The organism is Streptomyces sp. SID10853 (assembly GCF_010548145.1).
Lineage (GTDB): Bacteria > Actinomycetota > Actinomycetes > Streptomycetales > Streptomycetaceae > Streptomyces.
Window position 1 is genome coordinate 1 of the sequence record NZ_JAAGLN010000169.1, and the last position, 15226, is coordinate 15226.

Consider the following 15226-nt stretch of genomic DNA (forward strand, 5'->3'; position numbering starts at 1 on the left):
GGACCGGGGCGGTGCGGGCGCTGCCCGTACCGGCCGCCCCGTCGTCGCCGTCGCGGGCGGGGCCGCGTTCTCCTTCTCGTACGCCGAGCACACCGAGCTGCTCACCGCGGCGGGCGCCGATGTCGTCGGCTTCGACCCGCTGCACGACGAGCGGCTCCCCGACGGCACCGCCGCGCTCGTCATAGGCGGCGGTTTCCCCGAGGTGTACGGGCCCGAGCTGTCCGCCAACGAGCCGCTGCGCCGGGCCGTCGCGGAGCTGGCGGTGTCCGGCGCGCCGGTCGCCGCCGAGTGCGCCGGGCTGCTCTATCTGTCGCGCTCGCTCGACGGGCACCCGATGTGCGGTGTGCTGGACGCCGAGGCCCGGATGTCGGAGCGGCTGACGCTGGGCTACCGGGACGCGGTGGCCGTGTCGGACAGCTCGCTGGCGCGGGCCGGGACCCGGCTGCGCGCCCATGAGTTCCACCGCACGGTGCTCGAACCCGGGGCGGGGGCCACGCCCGCGTGGGGTGTGCACCAGCCGGAGCGCCGGGTCGAGGGTTTTGTCCAGCAGGGTGTGCACGCGAGCTATCTGCACACGCACTGGGCCGCGCGGCCCGAGGTCGCCCGCAGGTTCACCGACGGGTGCGCGGGGTGAACAACGGGCCGGGGCGGGGAGCGGGGCGGTCGTGGAGGCCGGTTCCCGGTCCGCGGGCGGTTCCCGGTCTGCCGGCGGTCCCCGGGCGGTCAGCCCGCGATGCCCACCACCAGCCAGATGAACGCGACCCCGGCCACGGTGCAGAGCAGCGTGGAGCGGGCCGGGTGCTCGTGGTGCGCCTCGGGGAGGATCTCGGCGGCGGCGAGATAGAGCAGAACGCCGCCGAAGAAGCCGAGATAGCAGCCGAGCGGCTGCTCCGGAAGAGTGAACAGCAGGGTCGAAGCGGCGCCCACCACGGGAGCCAGCGCGTCGGCGACCAGCATGGCGATCGCCTTGCGGCGCGCGTTCCCGTACAGGCTGGTCAGTGTGTACGTGTTGAAGCCGTCCGCGAAGTCATGGGTGACCACCGCGATGGCCACGGCCGCGCCCATCCCGTCGCCCACCTGGAAGGCGGCGCCGATCGCGACACCGTCCATCAGGCTGTGGCCGACCATCGCGGCCGCCGCCGTCAGCCCGACCTGGGGGACCCGCTCCTCCGCCGCCCCGTGCGCCGCCTGGCGCACCGCGAGCAGCCGCTCCACCAGGTGGGCGACGAGGAACCCGCCGACGAACAGCAGCAGGGCCGCGGGCACACCGAAGATCTCGCCGCCCGCCGCGCGCAGCGCCTCGGGCAGCAGGTCGAGACCGACCACGCCGAGCATCAGGCCGCCCGCCAGGCCCAGCACCAGATGGCGCTTGTCGGTGACCCGCTGAGCGGTCCAGCCACCGACCAGCGTCATCAGGAACGCGCCGAGCGCGACGAAGACCGCCATGGGCTCTGCCTAGCCCATGACACCGGGGTCCCGCATGTCAACGTCTGAATCAGCCGGAGCCGATCCCGATCCCACTCCCGATCCCGATCCCGAGGCCACGACCACGACCACGACCACAGCCACAGCCACAGCCACAGCCACAGCGCGCAACGGCCCGGCGGGCCCGCTCGTCGTGGGTGTCGGGGCCTCCCCCGGGGTCGGCGCCGACGAGGTGCTCGGGCTGATCGGGGAGGTCCTGCGCGCCGCCGGTCTCTCGCCGCTCGATGTCGCCGAGCTGACGACCGTGGACGTCAGAGCCGGCGAACCGGGGCTGGTCGCCGCGGCCGTACGGCTCGGGGTGCCGCTGCATCCGTACAACGCGGCCACGCTCGCCCTGATCGAGGTGCCGCATCCGTCGGACACCGCGCGGGCCGCGGTCGGCACCGCGTCGGTCGCGGAGGCGGCCGCGCTCGCGGGCGGCGGCGAACTGCTCGTACCGAAGCGGAAGTCGGCGCCGCACGGCCGGCCCGCGATGGCGACCTGCGCGGTGGTGCGCCGGCGCGCACCGGAGCCGCCTTGACCCGACCGCGGACACCTGACGGCGGACACCGGCAGCCCGGCGGATCCGGGACCTCCACAACAGTCCCACTTTCACCCTGATGACGGCGAGGACCACCTTCACCACCATGGCAGTCATGCGCACACACACTGACGTCCACGATCTGCGGCACCACGGCGACGCGGAGGTACGGGACTGCGGTCCCGGCGGCCTCACCGACCTCGCGGTCAATGTCAGGGCGGGTACTCCCCCGCCCTGGCTCAGGGACCACATAGCGGGGTCGCTCGGCGGCCTGGCCGCGTATCCCGACGGGCGGGCCGCGAGAGCCGCGGTGGCCGCCAGACACGGGCTGCCGGTCGAACGGGTCCTGCTGACGGCGGGCGCCGCCGAGGCGTTCGTACTGATCGCCCGCGCCCTTCCGGTTCGCAGACCCGTGGTCGTGCATCCGCAGTTCACCGAACCGGAGGCGGCGCTGCGCGACGCCGGGCACACGGTGCGGCGGGTGCTGCTGCGCGCGGACGACGGTTTCCGGCTGGATCCGGCGGCCGTCCCCGAGACCGCGGACCTGGTGGTGGCCGGCAATCCGACCAACCCGACGTCCGTGCTGCATCCGGCCGGGACGCTCGCCTCGCTGGCGGCGCCGGGACGGCTGCTCGTGGTCGACGAGGCGTTCATGGACGCGGTGCCCGACGAGCGCGAGTCGCTGGCTGACCGTACGGATGTCCCCGGCCTGATCGTCCTGCGCAGCCTCACCAAGACCTGGGGGCTGGCGGGGCTGCGGATCGGCTATGTGCTGGCCGAGCCGGAGACCGTGGAACTGCTGGAGCGTGCGCAGCCGTTGTGGCCGGTGTCCACTCCGGCGCTGGCCGCGGCGGAGGCGTGTTCGGCGGCGCCCGCGCTCGCCGAGGCCGCGCTCGCCGCGCACGCCATCGCCGCGGACCGGGCCCATCTGCTGGCCGGTCTCGCGGAGTTCGACGAGGTACGGGCGGTGGAGCCGGCCGCGGGTCCGTTCGTACTGATCCGGATGGAGCGTGCCGACGAGGTACGGGAGCGGCTGCGCCGGCTGGGCTTCGCGGCCCGCCGCGGTGACACCTTTCCGGGGCTCGGGCCCGAGTGGCTGCGCCTCGCGGTGCGGGACCGTGCGACCACCAACCGGTTCCTGCAGGCGCTCGACCAGGCACTGAGCGGAGTCACCGGCTGACGTCGGCGCCGGGCCGGACATGGGCCGGAGGCCGCACCCTTCGTCCGGTGCGGCCCCCTCCCCCCCCCTCTGCCCCGCGTCAGCCCTTGTTGCGGCTCCGTCCGCGGGCCAGCGCGAGCGCGCCGCCGCCTGCCAGGACCAGCGCCGCCGCGCCGCCCGCGATGTACGGAGTCGCCGAACTGCCCCCGGTCTCCGCGAGGTTCTCCTTCTCCGGGGCTGCCGCGGGCTTGGGGTGCGCCACGGTCTGCTCCTCGACCCCGGTCGCGGGCGTGGGCTTCGCCGGGCTCCCGCCCTGGTGGCTCGGCGGCGCGGCCTTCGGCGACTCACAGGTCGCCTGCGCGAGGGTGACCTCGCCCTGGACATCCGCGACGTTCAGCTTCAGCGGGTTCACGGACACCTTGAGCTGGAGCGCGGTGGCGGCGGCCGTACGGGATGTGGTGCTGGTCTTCGACAGGTTGAGCGTGACATCGCCGACGGCCGGCACATGGACCTGGGTCGTGCCACCGGCGGTGAGCGTGATCCGCTTGCCGAGCACGGTCACATGGCCGAGTACGTTCGACTCGGCGTGCGGCCGCTCACCGGCCTCGCAGACCGCCTTCGACGTCACCTTCTCGACCTCGATCAGCGACAGCAGCGGCAGCCCGGGGACATGGACGGCCGCGCGGGCGACGTTGGCGTACCCCTCCGCCTTGTGCCGGTCGGCCGTCGCCCTGGCCGTGGCGACGTCGGCGCGCAGCAGACTGAACGGACGGCCCTTGTCGACCCCGTCCAGCTTCGCGGTCAGCGCGGTCTTGTCCGCGCTTGCCGGGGCCTGTACCTCGTTGAGCGCGACCGTGAGTGGCACATCGACGGTCTTGTTGAGCAGCGAGACATCGAGCCCGGTACGGAGCACGACAGCCGTCGCCTTTCCGGCACTGCCGGTGGTCGCCTGCGCGGGTGCGGCGGCGAGGAGCGCCGCGGGGCCCGCGGTCAGCCCGGCGGCCACGAGGACGGCGGCCGTACGGCGTGCGGGCATGCGGAAGGTGTTGCTGTTCAAGACGGTGGAACCCCCACAAGAGACATGACGTCGCCCGGGACGCGTCCCACGGGGACTTCGTGGGTGCGCCGGCGACCGAGACACCGGAATCTTTACGCACTGTGGGTGAACGGTCAGCGACCTGACGTGAGTTCACTCCAAAGTGGCGTTTCCGCGTCTGCATTCGAATCCTGAGGCACGCGCGTTCCTCTGGACACCCTGTTTCACCGCTCAGGGGTGGTACGCCGGTGCCTCCGCGGGGCGCACACCAGGGGCCTCAACGAGCGCCGGCCCCCACACGTCACGCCCGGTCAACCGGGCGCCCCGCGGACCGTCAACCGGTGCCCGCGGCCCGGTCACACCGCCGTCGCCCCGGACCACCGCCCCCTCAGGCCACCGCACGGCCGTCGATGACCACCCGGTGCGGCGCCCCCAGCACCCGTACGTCCTCCCGCGGGTCCTGCGCGTACACCACGAGGTCTCCCGGCGCCCCTTCGGTGAGCCCCGGCCTGCCCAGCCACTGTCTGGCACCCCAGGACGCCGCCGACAGCACGTCGGACACCGGGATGCCCGCCTTCACCAGCTCCGCCGCCTCCTCGGCGACCAGACCGTGCGGCAGCGAGCCGCCCGCGTCCGTGCCGACATAGACCGGGATCCCCGCATCGTAGGCGGACCGCACGGTGTCGTAGCGGCGCTCGTGCAGTCGCCTCATATGGGCCGACCAGCGCGGATACTTGGCGTCGCCGCCCGCGGCGAGCTTCGGGAAGGTCGCGATGTTCACCAGCGTCGGCACGATCGCGACGCCCCGCTCGGCGAAGAGCGGCACGGTCTCATCGGTCAGCCCGGTGGCGTGCTCGATGCAGTCGATCCCGGCCTCCACGAGGTCGCGCAGCGAGTCCTCGGCGAAGCAGTGCGCGGTGACCCTGGCGCCGAGCCGGTGCGCCTCGGTGATCGCCGCCTCCACCTCTCCGCGCGGCCAGCAGGCGGACAGGTCCCCGGTGTCCCGGTCGATCCAGTCGCCGACGAGTTTGACCCAGCCGTCGCCGTTGCGGGCCTCCCTGGCCACGTACTCGACGAGGTCCCCGGGCTCGATCTCATGCGCGTAGTTCCGGATGTACCGGCGGGTGCGCGCGATGTGCCGGCCCGCCCGGATGATCTTCGGGAGGTCGGGGCGGCCGTCGATCCACCGGGTGTCGGACGGGGATCCCGCGTCACGCAGCAGCAGCGCCCCCGCCTCCCGTTCGCCGAGCGCCTGCTGCTCGCTGGTCGCCCGGTCGACCGCACCGTGCGCGTCGAGCCCGATGTGGCAGTGCGCGTCGACCAGCCCGGGCAGCACCCAGCCCCGCACGGTGACGGCCTCAGCGGCGGGGCGTACGTAGGTGATCCGCCCGCCGACCACCCACAGCTCGTCCCTGACGTCGTCGGGCCCGACCAGCACCCGCCCCTTCACATGCAGCACCGTGTGATCGCCGTGATCGCTCATACGGCGAGCCTAACGACGGGACGGCGCCGGGCGGGAGGGGCCGGGGCCCCGCTCAGTACCATCGGACCGGCAGCCCGAACGAACTCGCGAAGAGAGCACCACCGTGACGCACCCCTTCCTGGACCTCGCCCCGCTCACCCCCGCGCACTTCGCCGCGATCGAGCGGCAGACGACCTCGCTGCTCTCCACCCGGCAGGACGTCGTGATCACCCAGGGGGAGGCGCTGCTGCCGCTGGAGGGGTGTATCCGCTCCGGTGCCCGGCCGGGCTCCACCGCGCTCAATGTGATCACCGGCCCCTACGGCCAGACCTTCGGCAACTGGCTGCGCGACTGCGGGGTCACCGTGGTCGACCTGGCCGTGCCGTTCCACACGGCGGTCACCGCTGCCCAGGTGCGCGACGCGCTCGCCGCCCGCCCGGAGATCGACTTCGTCTCGCTGGTCCACGCGGAGGCGGCGACCGGCAACACCAACCCGGTCGCGGAGATCGGCGAGGTGGTGCGGGCGCACGGCGCGCTCTTCATGCTGGACGCGGTCGCATCGGTGGGCGCCGAGCCGCTGCTGCCTGACGTCTGGGGCGTGGACCTCTGTGTGATCGGCGCGCAGAAGGCGATGGGCGGCCCCGCCGGGGTGTCCGCGGTGTCCGTGAGTGAGCGGGCCTGGCAGCGGTTCGCGGAGAACCCGCAGGCCCCGCGCCGTTCGTACCTCTCGCTCCTCGACTGGAAGGAGCGCTGGATCGACACCGGCCGCACCGCGCTGCCGCACGCGCCCGCCCAGCTGGAGATGCTGGCGCTCGGCGCCTGTCTGGAGCGGATCGAGTCGGAGGGCCTCCCCGCGGTGATGGACCGGCACGCGCGGGCCGCGGCGGCGACCCGGGCCGGTGCGCTCGCCCTGGGTGGCGGGCTGACGCCCTTCGTGCACGAGGCACGGGACGCGGCTCCGGTGGCCACCACGCTCCGTACCCCGGCCGGGGTCGACGCGTCGGAGCTGGTCGCGAAGGCGCTGGCGGGCGACCCGACGCTGCCGCTGATCGCGGGCGGCGGGGCGCTGGCCGGGGAGATGGTGCGGATCAACCACTACGGCCCCGACGCCACTCAGGGCGTGGTCCACTCCTCGCTGGCGGCACTGGGTGCCGCGCTGGGCGATGCGGCGAGCGGTACGGCCGCAGCCGTGGACCTGGAGGCCGCACGGGCCGCGGTGTCGGAGGCCTGGCAGCGGGGCTGAGCCCTGGGCGGCTCCGGGCCTGGACGCTCCGGACACTGGACTCCAGGCCTGGACTCCGGGTCCGGGGCTACCGGCCACAGCGCAGCAAGGTACGGCGCAGCACAATTGTGTGCGTCCGGTAACGGCTCGCACACAAGCGGTCGCGCACAGCTGTGCATTCAAGAATTGCAGAATGCAGAATTCCGGCTTTTACCAGTACAGCGCTCTGTATTCTTCTGCCCGCTTTCCCGGACCCTAAACGCAGGATTTTCAACTGGTCTCACCAGCGGTTTTCGGACACCCCTCAGGAAGGTTACGCACATGTGACCGACCCCACAAGGCGGTCGCTTTGCCCGATAATTCCGGGACAAATCATCCATATTCGCGACCGCGTGAGCTTCGGTCCGCGCCCGCGCGATAGCATGGACAGCACTTTTGGCCAACCCTGCGCCAGAATGCATTTTTTGAATTTGCTGGGTAAATTTCCCTTACATGACCGCCGCGCAAGAAGACCTTGTACGTGCCCGTAGTGAATTCCAGGAGATAGACACCCCACGAGTGGAGGACGGGGCCGCGATCTGGCGTATCGCCCGCGACTCCGAGGTGCTGGACCTCAACTCCTCGTACAGCTACCTGCTGTGGTGTCGTGACTTCGCAGCGACCTCCGTAGTGGCGCGCGACACGGCCGGTGACCCCATCGGCTTCGTCACCGGATACGTCCGTCCCGACCGTCCCGAAGCCCTCGTCGTCTGGCAGGTGGCCGTCGACCAGGCGCACCGCGGCCAGGGCCTCGCCGGTGTCCTGCTGGACGCGCTGATCGCCAAGGTCACCGCCAGGGGAGTGGTCCGGGAGCTCGAAACCACCATTTCTCCGGACAACACCGCGTCCGACCGCCTGTTCCGCTCGTTCGCAGAGCGTCACGGGGCGGCAGTGGAACGTGAAGTGCTCTTCGACGGCGGGCTGTTCCCCGAAGGGACGCACCAGCCGGAAGTGCTGTACCGCATCAGCCCCGTCTCGGCCTGACTGACATCCCTCACCCCAGGAGACTTGCTGTGACCATCACCCCGCCCGCCCTGAGCGTCTTCGAGACCCTTGAGTCGGAGGTACGCAGTTACTGCCGCAGCTGGCCGGCCGTGTTCGACCGGGCCCAGGGCAGCTACCTCCACGACGAGGACGGCCACACCTACCTCGACTTCTTCGCCGGAGCCGGATCGCTCAACTACGGCCACAACAACCCGGTGATCAAACGCGCGCTGATCGACTACATCGAGCGCGACGGCATCACCCACGGCCTGGACATGGCCACCACGGCCAAACGCGCCTTCCTGGAGTCCTTCCAGAATGTGATCCTGCGCCCGCGTGACCTGCCGTACAAGGTGATGTTCCCGGGCCCGACTGGCACCAACGCCGTCGAGTCGGCGCTGAAGCTGGCCCGTAAGGTCAAGGGCCGCGAGTCCGTCGTCTCGTTCACCAACGCCTTCCACGGCATGTCGCTCGGCGCGCTGGCCGTGACCGGCAACGCCTTCAAGCGGGCCGGCGCCGGTATCCCGCTGGTGCACGGCACCCCGATGCCGTTCGACAACTACTTCGACGGCCAGATCCCGGACTTCCTGTGGTTCGAGCGCCTGCTGGAGGACCAGGGGTCGGGCCTCAACAAGCCCGCCGCCGTGATCGTCGAGACGGTCCAGGGCGAGGGCGGCATCAACGTCGCACGCGCCGAGTGGCTCCGCGCGCTGCAGGAGCTCTGCCACCGCCAGGACATGCTGCTGATCGTCGACGACATCCAGATGGGCTGCGGCCGCACGGGCGGCTTCTTCTCCTTCGAGGAAGCGGGCATCACGCCCGACATCGTCACCCTGTCGAAGTCCATCAGCGGCTACGGGCTGCCCATGTCGCTCTGCCTCTTCAAGGGCGAGCTGGACGTGTGGGAGCCGGGCGAGCACAACGGCACCTTCCGTGGCAACAACCCGGCGTTCGTCACCGCCACCGCCACGCTGGAGACCTACTGGGCCGACGGCCAGATGGAGAAGCAGACGCTGGCCCGCGGCGAGCAGGTCGAGCGCGCGCTCCTGGCCCTCGTCGAGGAGAATGACGGCACGGGCGTGAGCTTCCGTGGCCGCGGTCTCGTCTGGGGCATCGAGTTCGAGGACAAGCCGCGTGCCACGGCCGTCTGCCGCCGCGCCTTCGAGCTGGGGCTCCTCCTGGAGACCTCGGGTCCGGAGAGCGAGGTCGTCAAACTCCTGCCGCCGCTGACCGTCTCCACCGAAGAACTGGACGAGGGCCTGAGCATCCTGGCCCGCGCCGTCCGCGAGACCGCCTGACACGCAGCGCATTCTCCGCGCAGCGACCGCTACACAGAAAGGCTCACGCACAGTGATTGTCCGTTCATTCAAGGATGTCGAGGGAACCGACCGGCACATCAAGTCCGCGTCGGGGACCTGGGAGAGCAAGCGCATCGTGCTGGCCAAGGAGAAGGTCGGCTTCTCCCTGCACGAGACGATTCTCTACGCGGGAACCGAGACGTCGATGTGGTACGCCAACCACATCGAGGCCGTGCTCTGCACCAAGGGCGAGGCCGAGCTCACCAACGACGACACGGGCGAGGTCCACTGGATCGAGCCCGGCACCATGTACCTGCTCAACGGGCACGAGAAGCACACTCTGCGCCCGAAGACCGATTTCCACTGTGTCTGTGTCTTCAACCCTCCGGTCACCGGACGGGAGGACCACGATGAGAACGGCGTTTACCCGCTGCTGACCGAGGAGGTCTGAAGAGCCATGACCGAAGTACTGTCCAACATCCGGGCGGATCTCTACCCCACCCGTGGTGCGAGTGAAGTGACCACCCCCCGCCAGGACCCGGTGGTCTGGTCGCAGCCCGGCGCGACGGGCCCCATCTCCCAGCCGGAGCTCCAGGGCTTCGAACGGGACGGGTTCCTCACCGTGGGCGAGCTGCTCACGGACGACGAAGTTGCTCTCTACCGCGCGGAACTGGACCGGCTGATCGCCGACCCGGGCGTCCGCGCCGACGAGCGCTCCATCATCGAGCCGAAGTCTCAGGACGTACGGTCGGTATTCGAGGTACACAAGCTCAGCGAGGTCTTCGCACAGCTGGTGCGGGACGAGCGGCTGCTGGACCGGGCCCGGCAGATCCTGGGATCGGACGTCTATGTCCACCAGTCCCGGATCAACGTCAAGCCGGGGTTCGGCGCCAGCGGCTTCTACTGGCACTCGGACTTCGAGACGTGGCACGCGGAGGACGGTCTCGCGAACATGCGGACCGTCTCGGTCTCGATCGCGCTGACCGAGAACTTCGACACCAACGGCGGCTTGATGATCATGCCGGGTTCGCACCAGCACTTCCTGGGGTGCGCGGGCGAGACGCCGAAGGACAACTACAAGCGGTCGCTCCAGATGCAGGACGCGGGCATCCCGTCGGACGAGGCGCTGACGCGGATGGCGGACGCGCACGGCATCAAGCTCTTCACGGGCCGTGCCGGTTCGGCCACCTGGTTCGACTGCAACTGCATGCACGGTTCGGGTGACAACATCACTCCGTACGCCCGCAGCAATGTCTTCATCGTGTTCAACAGCGTGGACAACGCCGCGGTGGAGCCCTTCTCGGCTCCGATCCGGCGCCCCGAGTTCATCGGGGCACGGGACTTCACTCCGGTGAAGTGATCTGAGGTACGCGGGAGGGGGACGGTACACGGTGCCGTCCCCCTCCCGCGTATCACCCGGAGAGCGCGTCGAGGAGCCGGTCGACGTCGGCCGGTGAGTTGTAGAGGTGGAAGGCGGCGCGCAGATTGCCCGCGCGGTCGGAGAGTTCGACGCCCGCCCGGCTCAGCTCGTCACGCCGGTGGCCGAGCCCAGGGGCCGAGACGATCGCCGACCCGGGAGCGGCGATCAGCCGCTGCCCGATCCGGTCGAGCCCCGCCCTGAAGCGGTCGGCGAGCGCGATGTCGTGGCGCCCGATCTCCGCGGGCCCCAGCTCCTCGATCAGGGCGAGGGAGTGCCGCGCCCCTGCGTACGAGAACAGGCTGGGGCTCTCGTCGAACCGCCGTGCGGAGTGGGCGAGTTCGGCCACCGGCCCGTAGCAGCTGGCCCAGGGCTCCTCCCCCGCGACCCAGCCGGCGAGTACGGGTGTCACCCCGCCCAGGCCCTCGGGGACCACCAGGAAGCCGACACCGCGTGGGCAGCACAGCCATTTGAAGGCGACGGCCACGGTGAAGTCGTCCTGTGTCGCGTCGAGCGGGAGCCAGCCCACCGACTGCGAGGCGTCCACCAGGGTGCGGGCGCCGTGCGCACGGGCCGCGGTCCTGATCGCCGCGAGGTCGGCCATCCGGCCGTCGGCCGACTGCACCGCGCTCACCGCGACGAGCGCGGTGCCCGGACGTACCGATTCCGCCAGCGCCTCCAGCGGCACGAAGCGCACCTTGAGGTCACCGCGTACCACGAAGGGGGTCACCAGTGAGCTGAACTCCCCCTCGGCGGCCAGGACTTCGGCCCCCGCGGGCAGCGAGCCGGCGATCAGTCCGCAGTAGACGGCGACGGAAGCCCCGGCCGCGACACGGGCGGCCGGGACTCCGGCGAGCCGGGCGAAGGAGGCCCGGGACGCCTCCACGTCGGCGAACATGTCGGTCGGCCTGCCCGCGGCCGCCCGCGTCACCGCGGTGTGCATCGCGGCGACCGTGCGGGCCGGCAGCAGACCGCTGCTCGCAGTGTTCAGATACGTCATCTCGGGCGCGAACTCGGCGCCTGCCAGAGTCTCCATGCACCCCACTCTGCGGCCCCGGCCGCGCACCGTCCATGGCGCGACCACGCCGACTGCCGCCAAGTGGTCCTTATGGAACGGCCCTGGCCTGCACGTTCGGACGGAACCGCCGTCCCGGGCGCGCGGCGGCCTCAGTTCCCGGCCCGGGCCACCACGTCGATCTCGACCAGGATGTCCATCAGCTCGGAGCCCACCGTGGTGCGCACCGGGCAGGGCGCTGTGAAGAACTCCCCGTACGCGGCGTCGAAGGCGGCGAAGTCCCGGTGGAGGTGGGCCAGATGCACGGTCACCTTGACCACGTCGTCCAGGGTGAGCGCGCGTTCGGCCAGCACCGAACGGATATTGCGCAGCACCTGCGCCGTCTGTTCCCCGACGGTGCCCGGCACTTCTCCGGTCACCGGGTCCTGCGGGCCGAAGCCCGCCGTGTACAGGAACCCTCCGGCCAGTACGCCCTGGCTGTAGGCGCCGGCGGGACGCGGCGCGTGCGCGCTGTGCACGGCCTCCTTGCCGGGCCGGACCTCGTGCTGCTCGTGTGCCGGGCTCATCCGGTCAGGTCTCCTTCGCGCTCGTTGACCCCGGCGAAGTGGCGCAGCTTCTCCTCGTCGACGCTCACCCCGAGGCCGGGTCCTGTGGGCACCCGCAGCCGGCCGCCTTCGAGGTGCAGCGGCTCGATGATGTCGTCGGCGTGCAGGTAGTACATGCTGTCGATGGCCCGGGAGAGGACCGGGGTGCTGGACACGACGGCCAGATGGGCGGCGGTCGCGATGCCCAGTTCACCGCCGCTGTGCAGGTTCATCCCCAGCCCGAACGTCTCGCAGTGGGCGGCGAGCGCCTTCGTCGCGGCGATGCCGCCCCATTTGTAGACGTCGCCGTGGATCACGTCGACGGCGTTCAGCCGGATCGCCGGGGCGAACTCCTCGAACCGGACGACGCACATATTGGTGCAGAGCGGGATGCGGACCTTGGCGTGCACCTGGCTCATGCCCTCGATGCCGACGCAGGGGTCCTCCAGATACTCCAGGTCGAGCTCCTCCAGGGCGATTCCGGCGCGTACCGAGTCGGGGACCGACCAGGCCGCGTTCGGGTCGACCCGCAGGTTCACCCGGGGCAGGGCCGTGCGGATCGCCCGCAGGATGGCCACGTCACCCGCGACGTCCCTGGTGCCCTTGAGCTTGACCGCGTCGAAGCCGCCTTCGGCGACGACCCGTGCGGTGTGCTCGGCCAGCGCTTCCGGCAGCCCGTCGGCGCCCACGCCCGGCGCGTCGGCGCGGGTCACCAGGGCGGTGATGGGGACCTCGTCGCGTACCGGGCCGCCCAGCAGATCGGTGACGGACTGCCCGGTGGCCTTGCCCATCGCGTCCCAGCAGGCCACGTCGAGGGCGGCGATGGCCGCGTAACCCAGGTAACCGTGGAAGAACGGCACCATGTGCTGCTTGCGGTGGAAGCTCTCCAGCGCGAAGGGACTGGTGCCGATCAGGTCGGCGGCGAGGGCTTCGACGATCGCCGCGACGGGGCGGCCCCACATCGTCTCGCCCCAGCCGTCCACACCCGAGTCGGTCCGGATCCGGACGACCGTGCGGGTCTCCCCCGTCTTGGTCTCGAAGGAGCTGGTGAACGGATTGACCAGTGGAAGGTTGACAACCCACACGTCGACATCGGTGATCTTCATAGCTCTCTCTGTCTCTCCTCGGGTCTGCTGGTCTGCGGGTCTGTGGATCTGCTGGTCTGCGGGTCTGCCTGGTTCAGCGGGATGCCACGTCGAAGGCGCGGACCGCGCGGGCCAGCCCGGTGGCCCGGTCGTCGAGCAGCCGGGCGCCGTGCTCCGCGTCGGCGCCGGACGCGTCGTCGGTCGCGCCGCCCACCCGCTCCCACTCGCCGTGCCGTTCCACGGTCAGCCCCGGGTACGGCGGGCTGTCGAAGAGCGGCGGGGGCTCGACGGGGGCGCGGGCCGGTACCGGCGTACGGACCAGGTCCGGGTGGGCCGCCAGCATCAGCGAGGTCTCGAACCACCCGGCGTGGCCGGGGGTGACCTCGGGCCTGCCCCCGTCGTCGGCGCCCGATGTGACGGTCCAGTACGAGCAGGCGGCGACGGTCACGGCGGAGCGCAGCGCGAACCGCTTCACGGCGAGGCGCATGATCTCGTCGTTGCCGCCGTGCCCGTTCACCACCATGATCCGGCGGTATCCGCTGGTCACGAGGGAGTCCAGGATGTCGTCCAGTACGGCGCCGAGGGTGGCAGCAGAGAGCGAGACGGCGGCGGCGAACAGATGGTGCGGGCTGTGCCCGAAGGGCAGGGTCGGCAGCCGTACCAGTTCCGGTGCGTCCGGTTCGCGGGCGAGCAGGGCGGTGGCCCGGTCGACCACCGCGTCGGCGAGCAGGGTGTCGGTGCCCATCGGCAGATGTCCCGCGTGCTGCTCCTGGGATCCGATGGGCAGCAGGGCGATGCCGTGCGCACCGGCCGCGCGCACCTCGCCCCAGGTCAGTTCGGTCAGCCGGGCCGGCCCGCCCGGTTGCCGGTGGCTGGGTTGCAGTTGGCTCACAGTGCTACCTCCTCGAAACTCCGCCGTGGCAGAGTCGGCGCATGGTGCAGAGACGTTCTCCGTTGCGGTTGGTGCCCGAGCCCGCTCCGGCCCCCTTCGCGCCCGGCGCCCGGCGGACGCTCGGCGCGGTCGAGCTGGTGCCCGGCCGGATCACCGCGGCCGTCCTGACGCTGTCGGGCGCCGTGCTGGAACGGGCGGAGACCGCGTACGACGCGGGTACCGCGACGCCGGGTGACATCGACGCCGCGCTCGCCGTGGCGGCGCGGGTCTTCGCCGGTCACGATCCGGACGGGGTCGGCGTGGCCGCCGCCGGTCTGGTCGATCCGGACGCTGGCCTGATCACCGAGGTCAACGACGTCCCCGCGCTGCACGGCTACCCGGTGGCCGCGCGGCTGGGCGCGCTGACCGGGCTGCGGGTGCGGGTGGAGCACCGGGCCAGGCTCCAGGTGCTCGGTGACCGCTGGTTCGGCGCGGGGCGCGGGCGGCGTACCTTCGCGTCGGTCTCGACCGGCGAGGTGCTGGGCGTGGGCATCCTCTACGACGGTGAGGTGCTGGCCCCGCCCGGCGGCCGCAGCGGTGCCCATATGACGGTGTCGGCCAGCGGCGCCCCGTGCACGTGCGGGCGCCGCGGCTGCTGGAAGACCGTGGCCACGACCCGCTGGCTGCGGGAGCGCTCGCGGGCGGCCGGTCTCGGCGACGGGGTCTCGCTGGCCGAGCTGGTGGAGCGGACGGACGAGCCGGCCCGCCGGGTGACCGAGGAGTACGCGCGGAACGTGGCCCTGGGCCTGGTCAATGTGCAGCAGCTCTTCGCTCCGGGGCTGTTCGTGCTGCACGGCGAGGCCCGGGAGGGCGGCGAGCGGTTCCGTACGCTGATCGAGGAGCGGCTGCGCGCCGACAGCGCCGACGGGGCCTCGGGCGCCGCCGAACAGCCGAGAGTGCTGGTCAGTGCGGCTGCCGTGGACGATGTGGCCCTGCTCGGCGGGGCCGGTCTCGTGCTGTCGCATCTGTAGGGAGCAGGGCCGCGGGGC

At 71.6% G+C, this 15226-nt stretch carries 14 protein-coding genes and 2 pseudogenes; 9 read left to right on the forward strand and 7 right to left on the reverse strand.

What is annotated here, in order from left to right; all coding sequences use genetic code 11:
• Positions 1-634, forward strand: a pseudogene (locus tag G3I19_RS25855) (cobyrinic acid a,c-diamide synthase); the annotation flags it as partial.
• An 89-nt stretch (positions 635-723) separates the two neighbouring features.
• Here the strand turns inward: G3I19_RS25855 and G3I19_RS25860 are convergent.
• Positions 724-1446: a ZIP family metal transporter gene (locus tag G3I19_RS25860; protein WP_164266110.1), complete on the reverse strand. Its 723-nt coding sequence runs from the start codon at positions 1444-1446 to the stop codon at positions 724-726.
• Between the two features lie 166 nt (positions 1447-1612).
• Here G3I19_RS25860 and G3I19_RS25865 point away from each other — a divergent pair.
• Positions 1613-1984, forward strand: a pseudogene (locus G3I19_RS25865) (cobalamin biosynthesis protein); the annotation flags it as partial.
• A 127-nt stretch (positions 1985-2111) separates the two neighbouring features.
• On the forward strand, positions 2112-3185 hold the full coding sequence (cobC, locus tag G3I19_RS25870) for an Rv2231c family pyridoxal phosphate-dependent protein CobC (RefSeq protein ID WP_343235211.1): 1074 nt from the start codon (positions 2112-2114) through the stop codon (positions 3183-3185).
• A gap of 79 nt (positions 3186-3264) precedes the next feature.
• Here the strand turns inward: cobC and G3I19_RS25875 are convergent, their stop codons facing one another.
• Positions 3265-4221 carry an SCO1860 family LAETG-anchored protein gene (locus G3I19_RS25875; RefSeq protein ID WP_164266113.1) on the reverse strand — a complete coding sequence of 319 codons (957 nt, stop codon included), beginning with the start codon at positions 4219-4221 and terminating at the stop codon, positions 3265-3267.
• A 367-nt stretch (positions 4222-4588) separates the two neighbouring features.
• On the reverse strand, positions 4589-5683 hold the full coding sequence (locus G3I19_RS25880; RefSeq protein WP_164266114.1) for an amidohydrolase family protein: 1095 nt from the start codon (positions 5681-5683) through the stop codon (positions 4589-4591).
• A gap of 103 nt (positions 5684-5786) precedes the next feature.
• On the opposite strand from G3I19_RS25880, the gene G3I19_RS25885 reads away from it, so the two are divergent.
• The 5 genes from G3I19_RS25885 (at position 5787) to thpD (ending at position 10565) form a co-directional block, all read left to right on the forward strand.
• Positions 5787-6905 carry an aminotransferase class V-fold PLP-dependent enzyme gene (locus G3I19_RS25885; RefSeq protein ID WP_164266115.1) on the forward strand — a complete coding sequence of 373 codons (1119 nt, stop codon included), beginning with the start codon at positions 5787-5789 and terminating at the stop codon, positions 6903-6905.
• Between the two features lie 471 nt (positions 6906-7376).
• Positions 7377-7907, forward strand: a complete 531-nt coding sequence (ectA, locus tag G3I19_RS25890) for a diaminobutyrate acetyltransferase (RefSeq protein WP_164266116.1) — start codon at positions 7377-7379, stop codon at positions 7905-7907.
• Between the two features lie 29 nt (positions 7908-7936).
• Positions 7937-9205 carry a diaminobutyrate--2-oxoglutarate transaminase gene (gene ectB, locus G3I19_RS25895; RefSeq protein ID WP_164266117.1) on the forward strand — a complete coding sequence of 423 codons (1269 nt, stop codon included), beginning with the start codon at positions 7937-7939 and terminating at the stop codon, positions 9203-9205.
• Between the two features lie 52 nt (positions 9206-9257).
• On the forward strand, positions 9258-9656 hold the full coding sequence (locus tag G3I19_RS25900; protein ID WP_164266118.1) for an ectoine synthase: 399 nt from the start codon (positions 9258-9260) through the stop codon (positions 9654-9656).
• 6 nt (positions 9657-9662) lie between these two features.
• The gene (thpD, locus tag G3I19_RS25905; protein WP_164266119.1) at positions 9663-10565 is read left to right on the forward strand and encodes an ectoine hydroxylase; all 903 of its coding nucleotides are present in this window, start codon (positions 9663-9665) and stop codon (positions 10563-10565) included.
• A gap of 52 nt (positions 10566-10617) precedes the next feature.
• Here the strand turns inward: thpD and G3I19_RS25910 are convergent, their stop codons facing one another.
• From G3I19_RS25910 to G3I19_RS25925, 4 genes are all read right to left on the reverse strand, one after another.
• Complete coding sequence (locus tag G3I19_RS25910) at positions 10618-11658, reverse strand: aminotransferase class V-fold PLP-dependent enzyme (protein WP_164266120.1); 1041 nt, start codon at positions 11656-11658, stop codon at positions 10618-10620.
• 131 nt (positions 11659-11789) lie between these two features.
• Positions 11790-12203, reverse strand: a complete 414-nt coding sequence (locus G3I19_RS25915; protein WP_164266121.1) for a Rid family hydrolase — start codon at positions 12201-12203, stop codon at positions 11790-11792.
• A complete protein-coding gene (locus G3I19_RS25920; RefSeq protein ID WP_164266122.1) occupies positions 12200-13327 on the reverse strand; it encodes an enolase C-terminal domain-like protein in 1128 nt (375 codons plus the stop codon). Before G3I19_RS25920 ends, G3I19_RS25915 begins: the two co-directional genes overlap by 4 nt.
• A 73-nt stretch (positions 13328-13400) precedes the next feature.
• The gene (locus G3I19_RS25925) at positions 13401-14189 is read right to left on the reverse strand and encodes a creatininase family protein (protein ID WP_164266123.1); all 789 of its coding nucleotides are present in this window, start codon (positions 14187-14189) and stop codon (positions 13401-13403) included.
• A gap of 71 nt (positions 14190-14260) precedes the next feature.
• Between G3I19_RS25925 and G3I19_RS25930 the strand changes: the two genes are divergently transcribed.
• Positions 14261-15208 (forward strand): ROK family protein, encoded by a 948-nt coding sequence (locus G3I19_RS25930; protein ID WP_164266124.1) that lies wholly within the window; start codon positions 14261-14263, stop codon positions 15206-15208.
• Positions 15209-15226: the final 18 nt, after the last annotated feature.